The 15,295-nt window shown below is 44.1% G+C and carries 16 protein-coding genes and 1 pseudogene; 8 read left to right on the forward strand and 9 right to left on the reverse strand.

What is annotated here, in order from left to right; translation table 11 throughout:
* Positions 1-301 precede the first annotated feature (301 nt).
* On the forward strand, positions 302-1,096 hold the full coding sequence (locus QUA71_RS09115; RefSeq protein ID WP_190733250.1) for a WecB/TagA/CpsF family glycosyltransferase: 795 nt from the start codon (positions 302-304) through the stop codon (positions 1,094-1,096).
* Positions 1,097-1,290: 194 nt separating this feature from the next.
* Positions 1,291-1,734: a DUF4079 domain-containing protein gene (locus QUA71_RS09120; RefSeq protein WP_333284309.1), complete on the forward strand. Its 444-nt coding sequence runs from the start codon at positions 1,291-1,293 to the stop codon at positions 1,732-1,734.
* An 89-nt stretch (positions 1,735-1,823) separates the two neighbouring features.
* On the opposite strand, the gene QUA71_RS09125 is transcribed toward QUA71_RS09120, so the two are convergent.
* Both QUA71_RS09125 and ubiG read right to left on the reverse strand, forming a co-directional pair.
* Complete coding sequence (locus tag QUA71_RS09125; RefSeq protein WP_333284224.1) at positions 1,824-2,732, reverse strand: alpha/beta hydrolase; 909 nt, start codon at positions 2,730-2,732, stop codon at positions 1,824-1,826.
* Positions 2,733-3,109: 377 nt separating this feature from the next.
* Complete coding sequence (gene ubiG, locus QUA71_RS09130) at positions 3,110-3,955, reverse strand: bifunctional 2-polyprenyl-6-hydroxyphenol methylase/3-demethylubiquinol 3-O-methyltransferase UbiG (protein WP_333284226.1); 846 nt, start codon at positions 3,953-3,955, stop codon at positions 3,110-3,112.
* A 230-nt stretch (positions 3,956-4,185) separates the two neighbouring features.
* On the opposite strand from ubiG, the gene QUA71_RS09135 reads away from it, so the two are divergent.
* Entirely contained in the window at positions 4,186-4,917 is a 732-nt protein-coding gene (locus tag QUA71_RS09135; protein WP_190655515.1) for a TIGR04283 family arsenosugar biosynthesis glycosyltransferase, read from the forward strand.
* Positions 4,918-4,931: 14 nt separating this feature from the next.
* On the opposite strand, the gene QUA71_RS09140 is transcribed toward QUA71_RS09135, so the two are convergent.
* The 7 genes and pseudogenes from QUA71_RS09140 to QUA71_RS09170 form a co-directional block, all read right to left on the reverse strand.
* Positions 4,932-5,987, reverse strand: a complete 1,056-nt coding sequence (locus QUA71_RS09140; RefSeq protein WP_333284228.1) for an acyltransferase — start codon at positions 5,985-5,987, stop codon at positions 4,932-4,934.
* 358 nt (positions 5,988-6,345) lie between these two features.
* Positions 6,346-7,032 (reverse strand): DivIVA domain-containing protein, encoded by a 687-nt coding sequence (locus QUA71_RS09145; RefSeq protein WP_333284230.1) that lies wholly within the window; start codon positions 7,030-7,032, stop codon positions 6,346-6,348.
* The gene (gene coaD / locus QUA71_RS09150) at positions 6,915-7,493 is read right to left on the reverse strand and encodes a pantetheine-phosphate adenylyltransferase (RefSeq protein WP_071587822.1); all 579 of its coding nucleotides are present in this window, start codon (positions 7,491-7,493) and stop codon (positions 6,915-6,917) included. The genes QUA71_RS09145 and coaD overlap by 118 nt, the downstream gene beginning before the upstream one ends.
* Before the next feature lie 174 nt (positions 7,494-7,667).
* A complete protein-coding gene (locus tag QUA71_RS09155) occupies positions 7,668-8,501 on the reverse strand; it encodes a M15 family metallopeptidase (RefSeq protein ID WP_333284232.1) in 834 nt (277 codons plus the stop codon).
* Positions 8,502-8,726: 225 nt separating this feature from the next.
* Positions 8,727-8,870: pseudogene (locus tag QUA71_RS09160) on the reverse strand (helix-turn-helix domain-containing protein); the annotation flags it as partial.
* Positions 8,871-8,945: 75 nt separating this feature from the next.
* Positions 8,946-9,308: a transcriptional regulator gene (locus QUA71_RS09165; RefSeq protein ID WP_333284234.1), complete on the reverse strand. Its 363-nt coding sequence runs from the start codon at positions 9,306-9,308 to the stop codon at positions 8,946-8,948.
* On the reverse strand, positions 9,292-9,639 hold the full coding sequence (locus QUA71_RS09170) for a type II toxin-antitoxin system RelE/ParE family toxin (protein ID WP_333284236.1): 348 nt from the start codon (positions 9,637-9,639) through the stop codon (positions 9,292-9,294). The genes QUA71_RS09165 and QUA71_RS09170 overlap by 17 nt, the downstream gene beginning before the upstream one ends.
* Positions 9,640-9,912: 273 nt before the next feature.
* Between QUA71_RS09170 and typA the strand changes: the two genes are divergently transcribed.
* The 5 genes from typA to QUA71_RS09195 all read left to right on the forward strand — a co-directional run bounded on the left by typA (position 9,913) and on the right by QUA71_RS09195 (position 15,289).
* A complete protein-coding gene (gene typA / locus QUA71_RS09175) occupies positions 9,913-11,703 on the forward strand; it encodes a translational GTPase TypA (RefSeq protein ID WP_333131827.1) in 1,791 nt (596 codons plus the stop codon).
* A 319-nt stretch (positions 11,704-12,022) separates the two neighbouring features.
* On the forward strand, positions 12,023-13,174 hold the full coding sequence (locus QUA71_RS09180; protein WP_333284238.1) for an AAA family ATPase: 1,152 nt from the start codon (positions 12,023-12,025) through the stop codon (positions 13,172-13,174).
* Entirely contained in the window at positions 13,164-13,748 is a 585-nt protein-coding gene (locus QUA71_RS09185; protein WP_333284240.1) for a hypothetical protein, read from the forward strand. Before QUA71_RS09180 ends, QUA71_RS09185 begins: the two co-directional genes overlap by 11 nt.
* A 225-nt stretch (positions 13,749-13,973) precedes the next feature.
* Positions 13,974-14,846: a ParA family protein gene (locus QUA71_RS09190; RefSeq protein ID WP_333284242.1), complete on the forward strand. Its 873-nt coding sequence runs from the start codon at positions 13,974-13,976 to the stop codon at positions 14,844-14,846.
* Positions 14,843-15,289, forward strand: a complete 447-nt coding sequence (locus QUA71_RS09195) for a hypothetical protein (protein ID WP_333284244.1) — start codon at positions 14,843-14,845, stop codon at positions 15,287-15,289. The genes QUA71_RS09190 and QUA71_RS09195 overlap by 4 nt, the downstream gene beginning before the upstream one ends.
* Positions 15,290-15,295 lie beyond the last annotated feature (6 nt).

The raw sequence follows: 15,295 nt of genomic DNA on the forward strand, positions 1-15,295 counted from the left end.
TTTTAATCTCATAAACTCTTTTTTACATTCATTTGCAATGCTTCCAGTATTAGCACTGGATGGCTTTTTTCTTGAAACTGTGTTGCGAGTTGTAAACAAAAATGGGCTTTATACACTTTTTTTAAAAGTAGCTGATTCTTTACATAATCTTTAAAAATCCTGAGTAGACAGGTATGGTCTAGGAGGATATACTGAGAAAAGTATGTTCACTGAAGCGCCCAAGTAGTGAAAACACGAAAATCTATTGTGGGCTATAATAGTGTGAGTTGTAGTTTAATATAAAGCGGGAAGGGCATCATAAATGAAAACAGTTAATTTATTGAATGTCTCGATAGATAACTTCTCAATCACAGAGTTGTTTGAAAAACTCGACTCCGAAGGTGGTGTCGTATTTACGCCCAATGTAGACCACTTGATTAAGTTGCAGTATGACCGCGACTTCTATGAAGCTTACAATACATCTACTTATAGAGTCTGCGACAGTCAAATATTGATGTATGCATCCAAGTTTTTGGGTACTCCTCTCAAAGAAAAAATTTCTGGTTCTGATTTGTTCCCTGCATTTTATATGTATCACAAAGATAACGAGAAAATTAAAATATTTTTGCTAGGAGCTGCTGAAGGTATAGCTAAGAAAGCCCAAGAAAAAATTAACCAAAAAATTGGGAGAGAAATAGTAGTTGAAGCACTTTCTCCTTCTTTTGGCTTTGAAAAAAATGAAGAAGAATGTGAAAAAATAATTGACGAGATAAATAAATCAGGAGCTACAGTTCTCGCCATAGGAGTGGGAGCGCCCAAGCAAGAGAAGTGGTTGGTTAAATACAGGAGCAAATTAACACACGTCAAAATATTCTTAGCGGTAGGTGCAACCATTGATTTTGAAGCTGGTTGCAAAGCAAGAGCTCCCAAATGGATGAGCGAAGTCGGCATAGAATGGGCGTACCGACTGTTAAGTGAACCGAGAAGGTTGTGGAAAAGATATTTGATTGAAGGTTTGCCTTTTTTCCGATTAATCTTAGAACAAAAATTAGGGTTTTATAAAATGCCTTTCATGGAGAGCAAAACCACCAATCTAAAATGGGAAGGTGGCTCTTAAAAAGGGCAGCGACAAATTTCTAGCGTAAATTAAGCTGAATATCAGAGAAAGTGCGTTTGACTTCCAGGTAAGACTGATGCCATCTGTGGATAGTCCGATCGCACTTTCTCTCAAAATAATTCATTTTTGCTTTCAAGTCCAGGTAAAATCGGAAAGAAACCTTTTGTGGAAAATCCTAATTAGGGATGCAACCGATGAATCTGCCTTCTTTCTTGTGGTTGTGGAAAATAGCGGCTTGGTCAATGGGTGTTTCCCTGTTGGCTTACCTGTTGCTGGCCGTTACTGGAACGTGGATGTTTGCCACTAGGAGTACCAAACAACCGCCCCCAAAGTGGCTGCGTCCCTTTCATTTAGCCACTGGTGTGGGGATGGCGACTTTGGTAATTTTACTGCTGGGAATTGGTGTAGTCGGTACGCTAGGAGAGTACGGCAATTTGGGTCACTCGGCTCATTTACCGGCCGGGTTAGCTGTTGTGGCTTTGGTGTTGGTTTCTGTGGGAAGCGGGCTACAAATTGGCCCTAAACATCCTTGGGCGCGCCCCCTCCATATCGGCACTAATTTGGCCTTGTGTGGGGGATTTGTGACTGTGTTGCTCACAGGATGGACGATCGTACAAAAGTATTTGCCGAAAGTTTGAAACCTGTCTATTTGACCTCAAACTATACCAAATGTGCCAGGGAAACCCTATATGTAAGTATGTAAGGTGCGCCACAGCGCACCCTAGGTTTAATTTTTTTGCGTGAGTCCGCTGTTTGTGATGAATTCTAAAATATGCTGCGCGGTAGTCTGTGGCTTTTCTAAGTGGGGAACGTGCCCGCAGTCGGGTATCCAAATTAGTTGAGAATTTGCGATCGCCCTTGCAAACTTTTCCGCATCCGCCGTTCCCAAAATCCGGTCTTGTTTTCCCCACAAAATCAGCGTCTGCTGCTGAATTTGCGATAATTTTTCCCCAAAACCTCCATAACCGCCGCTTTTGGTAAACGCAATTAAAGCTTGATTCCAGTTGGGCATTTCCAAGTGCAAAGCAGCACAAGTTTGAGCGTCTTGAGAAGCCAAATTTTTATCGAAATAAGCATTGACGCTAATTCGCTGGCGAATTTTGGGATTGCGTAAAAATGAAGTAGCCAGATACCCTAAAGGAGGAATTAAAAACTTTCCCTTATTAGAACTGATGGCAAAACCTGCGCTATCTATTAACACTAATTGTTTCACAGCTTCGGGATAATTGAGAGTGAAATCAATTGCTGCTGCACCTCCCATTGAAGCACCGACTAAGATTACAGGCTGCGAAATTAGCGTTTTCCAAAAATAGTAAAGATGACTTTCAATTGCCCTCGCGCTGAAGGCCAAACCTGCCGCTCTTTCTGTAAATCCGAAACCCAACAAATCAACCGCCCAAGTTTCATTTTCGGCAGCCAGCAGCGGCAACAGGCGGCGGAATTCAAACAAGGAACTGTCGAAGCCGTGAATTAGCAAAATTGGTGTGTTGCCGCTGCCTTGGCGCACGTAGGTTGTGGCAATTGGCCCAGAAGATAGGGGAGTAGTAATTGCCTCGCGTTGAATGCTTTGGGCTAAGGCAATTGAGGTAGATTCTGTGAGTTGTGCGATCGATTTTGGGAGAAAACTTGCTGGCATAATTCTTGATAAATTGTGAATCGGTAGGGGCGGTGCCACTGTGTTCGCCCTAACATTTAAGTATATATGCTTGCTCGATCGCTATTTTAGGAGTTGGGGCCAGTCATTAAAATTTGATCGATACTCAATATCCCTCAGCCTAGGCTTAGGTTTGTCGTGCGATCGCCAATATAGCAATTCTCAATTTCCCGCAATACAGTAAGGATACGGCGTGGTGCCGTGTCCCCACGGAATATCTGTATGCACTCCACAGGATAAGGTGTACCGCGGTCTGCGTACCCTAAAAAATGCAATAGAGGCGGGTTTTAGCCGGATTTGTCGATCGCAAAAATCCGTCTCCAACTCGCCCCAAATGACAACAGTTAACAATTAACTGACTAATTCTTCGCCCCAACGCCAACATACATAATCGACTGATCCTCATTAATTTTGATTTTAAACAACCCAGACCTTTTGTAATCCATATAGTTAGCTACATTAGATGTTAGAGTTTGAGATACTTGTTTTAAAATACCCGCCGAAGGAAACACCTGCTTTCCGCGTGTAAAATCTTCCCAAAAACCGTGCATCTCGGCTAACATAGCGCCCATTTCTCCAAACATATCAAAACCTTTAATTTCAATCTTGCCAAAACCAATATCCTGCATTACTACAGACAGTTCATCCGGGGTAATAAACTTTTCCCAATCGTGAACGCCCCGCCTAATCTCCTGCAAAATATTTTCCATCAGTCCAATCATCACAATTTGCGAGGAAAAAGTTCGGTTAATTGTATCAAAAAAGAACAATCCCCCAGGCTTAAGAATCCTGTGCACCTCAGACACAACTTTTTTGTAATCGGCCACGTGTTCCAAAACATCCACGCAGATTACAACATCAAAGATATTGTCAGGGTAGGGCATATTTTCGGCAAAACCTTGCCTGTAGTCAATCTCAAAACCGCTAGTAACTGCGTGATTTTGAGCTGCTACAATACATTTCTCCGATCGATCTATTCCAGAAACAATAGCGCCTCTCTCGGCCATAAACTCGCAAGAAAAGCCGCCGCCGCACCCGACATCTAAGGTTTTCAGCCCTTGCCAATTAGTCGCGTGTCTGTCGAAAAACTCAAATCTGGGTTTGTTTAGATGGTATAAGGCATAAATTTTAGCATTTTCGTCCCACCAATTATCGGCATTTTCCTCATAAAATTCTAAATCATTTTTTACTTCAGTTTTCTGCACGATTTTCTCAGTCCTGATTAGTGGAAAATATAGAGGGCGATTGCACTTTTTTTCTGATTTTATAGGAATGACTCTAACAAACCCGGTTTCGGTGACAAATCCGAGGTTTTGTGACGAGTTCGCAGGCCGACACCGGGTTTCTAAATCGGCGTGCATAAGTTCTATTTTCTCGTTAGTTGTGAATCGCCCCAGTTTTTTATTATAATATCTCTGGCATAAATTTCAACCCGATGGATCGCGTTTCTATTATCATCCCAGCCCTCAACGAAGCGACTTGTCTGGAACGCACCCTCCGCCAACTCAGCATTCTCAATCCTCCCGCTTGGGAAGTGTTGGTGGTAGACGGCGGCAGTCAAGACGACACAGCGGCGATCGCACTTTCCGCCGCCACCCGCGTTATTTCTAGCAGTATAGCGGGACGATCCCTGCAAATGAACTTAGGTGCTCAAGTCGCCACCGGTGAAATTCTGTGCTTTCTGCACGCCGATACTTTAGTTCCCGATGACATTGTAGCAGTCATCCAGAAAACATTGTCCGATGCCGAAATTTCCGGCGGCGGGTTTATCTCCCTGATGGCTGGTTCGCAGCAAACAAGATGGGGTTTTTCCCTCCACAATTACCTGAAAACTTATTACGCGCCGCTGTTATTTCGACCTCATTTATTTTTCCAAGGATTGCGCCTGCTGTTTGGCGACCAAGTTATTTTTTGTCGCCGTACCGATTTTTGGGAATGCGCCGGTTTCGATGCTGCGCTGCCAATTATGGAAGAAGCGGATTTGTGTTTGAAGTTAGTGCGACGGGGGAGACTTAAGTTAGTCAATCGGGTAGTGGAAAGTAGCGATCGTAGAGTTGCGAATTGGGGCGAATTTAAAGCTATTGCCATCTATCTTTCGATTGGCTTTTTGTGGGGTTTTGGCGTTTCTCCAAGGTATCTCAAGCAGTTTTATGAAGACATCCGCTGAAACACCAAATTTGATTAAACTCCCAAAATGTACTGCCTGTAATTTTTGGGCAAAAGTTTTTCCAACAGGTAAATAATCGCCCAACAACCTAACAAAGTCCCCGTAACTAAAAAGCCGAGCTTCAGCAGCGGATTTACCGGATCAATAAACTTATAAAACACTAACAAGACATATTTCGCTACTGTCGAATCCAGGAGATATATAGGGAATGAGTAAGCAGCCAATATTTTGACTAACCCAGATACTCTACTGGGAAGTGCGATACTCTTAGAAAATGCGAGGATGGATAATACGAACAAAATTGCGTATCCTTGAGCAGATAGTTTAAAAAACGATCGGAGAAACCATTCCTCCGAATTAACTCCACTTTTCAGGTAATATTCCCAAATGCTAGCTAGATAAAAAAGGATCGTTGCCCCTAAAATTGGCATTTTTTTCCGTTCGAGAACGGGTTGAAGTCTGTCATACGAGCCGCCCAAAAATAGACCCGTTGAAAATGGCAAAATCCAACTGAAAATCACGCGCTCCATCAAAGGTAGAGGTATTGATATATATTTGAAAGCGGTTAAGTAGAAGAAAATTGTAAAAATTGTTTGAATTGTTAAGCCCAAAGCCAAAACTTTTCGGGAGTCTAAAAATCTTAGTTTCACGAGAAGCCACCACCAGCCGTAGCATTGAACAATCACAACGATGAAGTAATAGGGAGGCATCACTGAACCAGTCAAGATATCTCTGAGTAATGAAAGTAAATCAAATTTTTGGATTTGTCCCAAATTATTTAAGATGTACAAAGCTACTGACCAAAACAGATAAGGGGGTAGAATTTTTGACAGTCTTTTTTTGACTACCAGTGCGGGATTATTTTGATTTTCCAGTTTGTTGGTGAGAAAAAAACCGCTCAACAGTAAAAATGCAGGTACGCAAAATAGTTGAAATGTATCGATCGCCACAAATAAAATTCTGCGATCATCGCGAAATGCGAAGAACCCAGCATGAGTAATCACCACGCTGAGGATCGCTAAAGCTCGGATCAAATCAAATTCAGCGAACCGATTAGAAACTTTTTGCATGGTAAAAATTAGATTGTAAAAATTGGAATCAAGTTAGGAATTTTTTGTCTGATACCAAATCCCGATTTGCTACCCCTTTTATCATTCGGCGGTTGAAACCGCTGCATAGAGTCAAACTTTCGTCCGAGCCGCCAAGGGGGACTAAGAGATAAAGGGGGTCTTTAAGCCGGATTTGGTATCAGCAGTACAATAGCATAAAAGGTTATATTTGCTCCTATCTTCACAAAACTTATGTCGGCAAAAATAAGTCACCGAGTGCTGGGATTGAGGAATAAAGACTATAGAGACTATGGCGAAAAAAAATCTACCTAAATTAGGTAGACTTTTAGAAATATTCCAGCAAAGAGTTCACTGTGGGCTAACCGTTGTTGTGATTGATGTGCGACGTAGAAACACTATCCAACTGATCGCGCCCGTTGCGGATCACGCGCAGCATATCGCTCAACTTGTGCTCGATATTATCGAGCACTTGGTCGGCATAATCATCGGCTCCGTTTTGAATTTCCTCGCATTCAGCCATCGCCCTGACTCTCATCTCTTCCAATTCCTCTTGAGCCTGGTAGCGAATTTGTTCCACTTCCGCCAGGGTGGCCTGCTGAATTGCCTCGCAGTCGAGCAAAACTTGCTGGCGCAACTGATCTGCCTCTATCTTCGCCTGCTGGAGCAGGCCCATATCGTTTAAAATTTCTGCTGCTCTCTGTTCTGCTGCTTCTATCACTTCCTGAGCGTAAAGTTCCGCCTCTTGAAGCAAGTCGTCTTTGTGCCGGATGATCGTCTCGGCTTCCTGAAAGGCGATCGGCAAATTTAGCCTCACCAAGTCTAATTGATCGAGCAACTGTTCTTCATCCACCAGAGTGCGTCTGGTCAGGGGAATTCGCGGGCTGTCGAGAACAATTTCCTCAAGCCTGTTCAATTCCCGCTGGATGTCTACTCCTGCGGTTCGGGTGGGATCTCCGAAGGCGGCTGTGTTCTGAGGTGGTTCGTTCTCAGTGCCGAGGCCGGTACTATCGGGTTCGATGCGAGTTGGTTCCTGCTGGCGTAACATTTGTAAATATCTAGGGCGACGTGTTTCGGAACAAGATGATCTACGGAGCCACCAAACTTGGCTATTTCTTTAACTACACTACTACTTAAAAAGCTGTACTCGTTAGAAGTTGCCAAAAAAACTGTTTCAATTTCACCCAGAAGGGTTTTATTGGTGTGGGCCATCTGGAGTTCCATTTCAAAATCTGTTAATACCCGGAGCCCCCGCAGCAGCACTTTGGCTTGTCGAATCTTAGCATAGTTTACTGTCAAACCCTCAAAACTGTCTACTTCTACATTTGGCAAGTGTTGGGTAGAGCGCAGGATCTGCTCGATCCGTTCCTCTACGGTGAAGAGAGGGGTTTTGCTGGGGTTTCTGACTACCGTAACAATTACCCGGTCAAACAGTTTAGATCCCCGCTCGATAATGTCTGCGTGACCGAAGGTGATGGGGTCAAAGCTGCCTGGATAGATTGCAATCACGAGTTTGGCTCAACGGAGTGGGGGGGAGTGGGGGAGTGGAGGAGTGGGGGAATAGGAGAGTGGGTAGAGTGGGGCAGTGGGAGAGTCGGAGAGTGGCAAAGCCGGAGATGTGGAAAATCTTCCTTCTTCCTTCTTCCTTCTTCCCTCATCCTTCTTCCTTCTTCCTTCTTCCCTCTACTTTTTCATGGAATGAGCTTTGTAAAAAGTTTCGAGGCTTTGCTTGTCGCCCACAAACCGCCAGTGCCAAGGCTCGTAACTGACGCCTTGGCGATTGTTTTTGGGGAAGGACATTTCAAAACTGAAGGCGACGGCGTTGGCTTCTAACCACTTGAATGCTTCGGTATTTTCAAAACTGGGGCTGAGGTTGTGTTCCGGGGCGCTGCCGTCGCCGATGTCGATCGCGTAACCGGTGTGGTGTTCGCTGTAACCTGGTGGGGCGCTGACTTCGGCTCGCTTGCTGGCGTTTTGCCTGCGTTCGGCTTTCACGTCAAAAAATACGTGCTGTTGGTCTTCCAGGGAGCGAAAGCCGGATATGGGAGCGAAGTAGATGCCTGATGCCGCTGCGGCGTTGGCCATTTCCTGATATTTTGCTGCTGCTGAGGAGCGGAGTTTGATGCTACCGTCGGGGGTGACGCCTACCAAGTCTTTTGCTGGTGCTTCTGGGTAGGGCAAGTGTCCCAGCAGGTTGTCTGGGGTTGCGGGGGCGGTGGCTTTGGGGTTGGTAGCTGGACTCGCAACCGATGCAGACGGCGAACTGGTCGGTGCTGGGTTTTGTTGAGTTTGCTCTGCCTGACTGGTGGCTGGGAACAAGTTAAAGTTGAGGTGCAGCCAGATGCTGACCCCACAGGCTAGTGCGGCCAACCCTAGCAGTTTCCAAATCAGCCCTTTTTTCTTAGACTGACTCTGCCCTGCTTCTGGGTATGGATGGTCTCGCACTGCTTCTGGAATTTCGTCGGCGACAAGCTCCGAGGCTTGCGGGGGTTTTCTTGACAGACTAGCGTTATCCAAGCCAGCTCCACTCCTGCACTTCAATAAGGCTCAACGTTAAAAATTGTAGACCGATATGGGCGATCGAACAGCTACAATTGCCGCTGAGAATATATCATTTCTTTCACACTTCGCCCCGTCCCATCCGCCAACTCTCGAATCTGTTGCTTGGGCCCACAGTCGATCGTCCCTGCGAGGCCGAACTGGTTGGCGCTGGTAGCGCTGGTTTATTTTAAGTGTAATTTGTTACTGTTCGACAAAATCCAACAATTCTTCGATCGACACATCAAACGTCCGGGCCAATTTTAGCAGAGCACCGATGTCAGCCATTGCCATACCGGGCGATCGGGCATAACTTTTAACAGTATTGTAGGATACCCCGGAGCGATCGGCTACTTCATTTAGCGCTCGGGGTTGGAGGGCCGTTAAGGTCTAATTAGTAGCTTAAAGCTCGATCGCCCCAAATCAAACATTACCAACTTCCGCCAACTCAGTAGCACTAACAGAATCTTCCTCTTCCCCTTTATCCCCTTCATCAACCGCAACAGATAACTTCAATCCCAGAGCCTTCAGCCAACTTACCAAAGCATAAATTCTCGCACTTCCTTCTCCCGACAACAAAAGATCTAATTTTTCCAAATGCAATTTAGCATCCTCTGCAGACATATTTGGTTCGCCAAGAGCCTCAAATACATTGCTAAGTGCGAGTTCCAGCAAACCAGGTTCAGGCTCTTCGTCTTCCAAATGCGCTGTTAGATAAGCCGCAGCGTGTATTTTATCCTTGAGCGCTCCTATCAGATAGCCCTGGTAACTATCGCTCGTTGGCATTTTCGCCTTCTCCATATTCTTTCCAATACTCCTTAGCTTTGCGGATATCTTGTTCTTGAGTGCTTTTATCCCCACCGCAGAGAAGAAGAACTATTGTTGACCCCAATTGTCCGAAGTACACGCGATACCCGGGCCCAAAATCAATTTTTAATTCGCAGACTCCTTCCCCAACAGACTTGCTGTTTCCTAAATTCCCTAAGCGAACTCGGTCAAGCCTTTGCTCAATTTTAACTACCGCATTCAAATCTCCCAGGGAACTAAGCCACTCTGCGAAAGGATTTCTACCGTCTGGGGTAATATAACGTCTAATTTCCCTCGGTTGTACTTCCATAAAGTCGATCGTACTTGCACCCTCATCATTAATACGGGCGATCGACCCAAATCAAACCTTCTTCACCAGGGCTAACTCAAAATCACCGATCGAAAGGAACTCTGCCGTCAGGGGTAGTGTAATGCTCAATTTCTCTCGGTTGCGCTTCCACAATCTTGATTCTAGCGACGATCGCACTCCAATCTGGCAGCCGCGCCCGATCGGCCCTTGACTCAATGCGCTACAATTATTAAGAAATCTTTAGTTAGATCCGTTTAACGTTCCAGACGCATTATGAGTCTTCCCATTCGCAACGTCGCCATCATTGCTCACGTCGATCACGGCAAAACCACCCTTGTGGACGCTCTCCTCAGACAGTCCGGGATCTTCCGCGAAGGGGAAGAAATCCCAGATTGCGTCATGGACTCCAACGACATCGAGCGCGAACGTGGCATTACCATCCTTTCCAAAAACACCGCCGTCAGGTACGGAGAAACCCTGATCAACATCGTCGATACCCCCGGACACGCGGACTTCGGCGGAGAAGTCGAACGAGTTCTCGGCATGGTTGACGGCTGTCTGCTGATCGTAGACGCCAACGAAGGCCCGATGCCGCAAACGCGGTTCGTGCTCAAAAAAGCCCTAGAAAAAGGACTGCGCCCGATCGTCTTTGTGAATAAGATCGATCGCGAGCGAGCCGACCCCCACAAAGCCGTCGATAAAGTTTTGGATCTGTTCCTCGAACTAGGTGCTGACGACGATCAGTGCGAATTTCCCTATCTCTTCGGTTCCGGCTTAAGCGGTTACGCCAAAAAACACCTCGAAGACGAAGGGGTAGATATGAAGCCCCTCTTTGAAGAAATCCTCGACCACGTACCACCCCCCGTAGGCGACCCCAACAAGCCACTACAACTGCAAGTAACCACCTTAGATTACTCAGAATACGTCGGTCGCATCGTCATCGGCCGCATCCACAACGGCACGATTAGAATCGGTCAACAAGCAGTCTTAATCACCGAAAGCGGCGCGATTGTCAAATCAAAAATTACCAAATTGATGGGCTTTGAAGGCCTGAAGCGGATTGATATCCCAGAATCTTCTGCTGGTAATCTTGTCGCCGTTGCTGGTTTTGCTGATGCGTATATTGGCGAGACAATTACCTGTCCCAACGACCCGCAAGCACTGCCTTTAATCAAAGTAGACGAACCGACTTTGCAGATGACTTTCTCGGTGAACGATTCGCCGTTCTGCGGTCAAGAAGGTAGTTTGGTAACATCGCGTCAAATTCGCGATCGGCTAATGCGAGAACTCCAAACCAACGTCGCCTTGCGCGTCGAAGAAACCGAATCTCCCGACAAATTCCTCGTATCAGGCCGTGGCGAACTCCACCTCGGAATCCTGATCGAAAATATGCGTCGCGAAGGATACGAATTCCAAGTATCTCAACCGCAAGTAATCTTCCGCGAAATCGGCGGTCGTCCCTGCGAACCTTTTGAATGTTTGGTGTTAGACGTACCCGAAGAAGCAGTCGGTGGCTGCATCGAACGCCTCGGTCAACGCAAAGCAGAAATGCAAGATATGCACGTCAGCAGCACCGGCCGCACCCAAATCGAATTTTCGGTCCCCGCTCGCGGTTTGATTGGATTCCGAGGCGAGTTTATGCGCTTGACTCGCGGCGCTGGAATTATGAACCACAGCTTCCTCGACTATCGCCCCCTCGGTGGAGAAATTATCGCCCGTCGCAACGGAGTATTGATTTCCTTTGAAGAAGGAATTGCAACTACTTATTCACTGAAAAATGCTGAAGACCGTGGCGTATTTTTCATTACCCCTGGAACCAAGGTTTACAGAGGGATGATTATCGGAGAAAACAACCGAGATGAAGACATGGAGCTGAATATTTGCAAGTCGAAGCAGTTGACAAACCACCGCGCATCTGGCGGTGAAGAATTGGCGCAATTGCAAGCACCAGTCGATATGAGTTTGGAACGCGCTTTGGAGTACATCGGCCAGGATGAATTGGTGGAAGTAACACCGAAATCAATTCGCTTGCGGAAGGTTTCTAAGAAGTTGGTGAAACGCTAAAACAACTTGAGGGCTGGCAAAATTGCTAGCCCTTAGTGTCAACTTCAAACTATATTTAAAGGCAATATTAATAAGAGTAAATAACCGAGGAATTATGAGAACCATCTAAATTAGATAAGCAATTAAGCAGATGGAACCATGAAAACCACCGTTGAACTTAACTAAGAATTGCTTAAAGAAGCCTTTCGCTTAACGAATTTCAAGACATAAAAATAACTAATTGGCTTTGCTTTGCAAGTACAAAGTATTGTGGGAGAACGGATGTATTTCTAATCGACCCTTAAATTGATCATTATCCTAACGTTTATCAATAAAATTTATGCTGAAGAGAATTTATGTAAATAATTTTAGATGCCTGGTCAACTTTGAATTGACAGTAGATAGCTTAAATCTCTTTCTGGGTTCAAATGGATCGGGCAAAACTACCGTTTTCGAGGTTTTAAGAAAACTACAGAAATTTATTTTAGGCGATCAAGCTTCCCAGCAAGATTATAAAGTATCAGATTTGTTTGCAAGCAAGGATTTAACAAGATGGCAAAAATCCAACATTCAAAAATTTGAATTGGATATTCAAGGAAATGGTGGCATTTATAAATATACCCTAGAGATCGAACATCAAGGAGACTATGCACCTCCTAGAATGCGACTAGAAAGCTTAACTTTTGACGGACAACCTCTGTTTAATTTCTGGGTTGATGCAGGGGATAGAGGTATGCCTGTAGGTCAAGCTAGGCTGTATAATGACGATCCCGATCGCGAAGGTGCTTTCTTGCCGTTCTTTGATTGGTCGCGTTCTGGCATTGGTTTTATTTACGAGAGGCCTGATAATCTAAAGCTTACATGGTTCAAAAAACGGATTTCTAACTTTTTTATTGTACAGATCAATCCTTATATAATGGAATCAGAAAGCCTTAAGGAGGAAAGTTCACCTAACTGGGATATGTCAAATTATGCAGCTTGGTACAGCTATTTATCTCAAGAATCTCAAGGTAAAATCCTTAAATTAACGCTGGAATTACAAAAGATTATCCAAGGATTTGATTCATTTCAAAATTCTAAATCCGGTGATGTTAGGATTTTGTCAGCATCTTTTACCCGTCCCAGCAAGGCTGCTTATAGGCTTAATGAATTATCGCACGGTCAAAAAGCTTTAATTGCTCTATACACCTTAATATATTGTTCTCCTGATGATAATTTTACTTTGTGTATTGATGAACCAGAAAATTTCCTGGCTTTACCGGAAATAAAACCTTGGTGGGGTAGGGTGATGGACTATTGTCTGGAAAATCAAGCACAAGCAATGTTAATTTCACATCACCCCTCATTAATTAATTACTTAGCAAGCAATTCAGGTTATTGGTTTGAACGAAGAGATAATGAAGCTGTCCGCGTGCGGCGAATTACTGATACTGAAGAAGAAGGTTTATCAGTTGCTAAGCTTATAGAACTTGGATGGATTTATGACGAGTAGAGATGATTTACCAGAAGTAACTATTCTCTGTGAAGATATTGACCAAGAGCGATTTATCAGAGAATATCTAATCTGCCGGGGCTTGGAAGAGCACAAAATTAAAGACTATGGCAATTCTAAAGGGATAGAAATTAAGAATAACAATGCTTTGATAGTCAAGAATTATCCAGATATTATTAAAAGTTATAGAAGACGTAAGTACAGAAATATTGCTGTAGTAGTAATGATTGATGCTGATGAAGATAGCGTGTCTGATAAAATGCGTTCTTTACATAAAGAGTTAGATGAAGCTGCAGGTAATTTAAACAAAGATACGCGACTGCCTAATGAGAAAGTTGCTATTTTTGTGCCAGCCCGAAATATTGAAACGTGGTTTTATTACATTATGGAAGGGCAAGAATGTGATGAAACTACTGATTATAAAGATAAAAAAATGAGTGCAAAAGAGAGGATTGAACTAGCTAAAAGCGCGGCCCAAAAATTGGCTAGAGAAATATGTCCTCAGGGAGTCGATCGCATTACTTTGCCTTCTCTCCGTTATGCGTGTACGGAGTTGCAACGGCTACAGTTTTAAAAAATGAGTTAGTTGATGTGACATGATGTTTTGTTAGATCCCCAATTTCTTAAAGCCATCGAATATCTGGGTTTTCTGTTTTCTTAAGTTGTTCTACTTAGTTAATGATATATCATTTTTATATATCAATTGGCACATCGTGACCCTAGTGGGCGATCGCAGGCTGAACAAAGTCACACAATATGTTTTAATTTATATTTGAGCAAAATCCAAACAAAACTAGCCATGAGTCCTAAATCAATAGCCGTAATCAACTTTAAAGGCGGTGTCGGAAAGACCACCGTCACTTGGAGTCTGGGAAATATTATATCCCAAGGAACAGACTTAGAAGTCTTGATGTTAGACTTAGATCCGCAAATGTCGCTCACAGAGGCGATCGGACTTAACGAAAATACAGGTCATTTAGATGACAAATTTGGTAAGTGGTACGAAAAATCTCTCAAGCATAGACTTACAATTTACGACGCTCTAGAAGTCTTTAAAAAAGCAGGACAGAATTTTAAATTTCCCGTTGGTTTCGAGACCATTTATCAGATTGACGAACAGTTGCATTTTGTCCCTTCAGTTGAAGAATTGTATTGGTTGGATATCGATGGATTTGAGGGGAAAAGTGTTAAAGACTTCATCCGCAGATTCATCGGCAAAATCGCCAACTCTCCCAATCTCCCCAAATACGACTTGATGCTTTTTGACTGTTCGCCTTCCTTCAGTCTCCTCACCTACAGCGTACTCTCTTGCTGCGACTTAATATTGATTCCCGTCAATCCCGATTATTTTGGTTCGAGGGGATTGAGTTTAGTTTTAAACTCGCTCCAGAAACGGATTGAGCCTTATCCGTTTCCCAAGATTGCAGTGTTTATGAATAAAGCTAAAACCTATGGAGGATTGCTGACGAATGAAGTTCAGTTTTACATGAGAGAAGTAAAGAGACTTTGCGCTGAGATATCAAAAGACAATAACATAGAAGTTAGATTTTTAGAATCGACGATTCGGGAAAGCGTCGGGCTAAAACGGGCGATTAATGAGGGAGAACTGCCGCGAGAATTAGTTAGAGAATTTGAACAACTATGGCGCGAGTGTGAGGAGTATCTGAAATGAGTAAAAAAGAAATTTTAGCTGCTTCCGAACAAGCAAGCGGGGGGTTAGTTGAGGAAATTGGCGAACTTAAGGAAATCTTGCGGGACGTTGCTCGAAAATTAACCAGGCTTGAAGCTCAAGTCAAGCGGGGAGGGCTTTCTGCTGGCTCAAAAACTTCGGATATTTCCAGTGGTGCTGATGTTAATAAACCTGCTAATCTCTCGGCTAGAAATGTTCTAGAAACTTATGAAGAACTGCGTTTACAAGCTAAAAATGGAAATGAAGAAGAGGTGAGGAAAAAATTGTTGGCAATGAGTGCAACTGACTTGAACTTGATGTGTTGCGAGTTAGGGATGCCGCCCAGCAGCAAGAATCCGTCCCGCAAAAAAATGTTCGAGCTAATTATTGGTAGAATTAAACAGAGTTTGAGGCTGTCACGACATATCGACAGACAAACACTGTGAACTACA

This window comes from Microcoleus sp. MON1_C5 (assembly GCF_036701875.1).
Lineage (GTDB): Bacteria > Cyanobacteriota > Cyanobacteriia > Cyanobacteriales > Microcoleaceae > Microcoleus.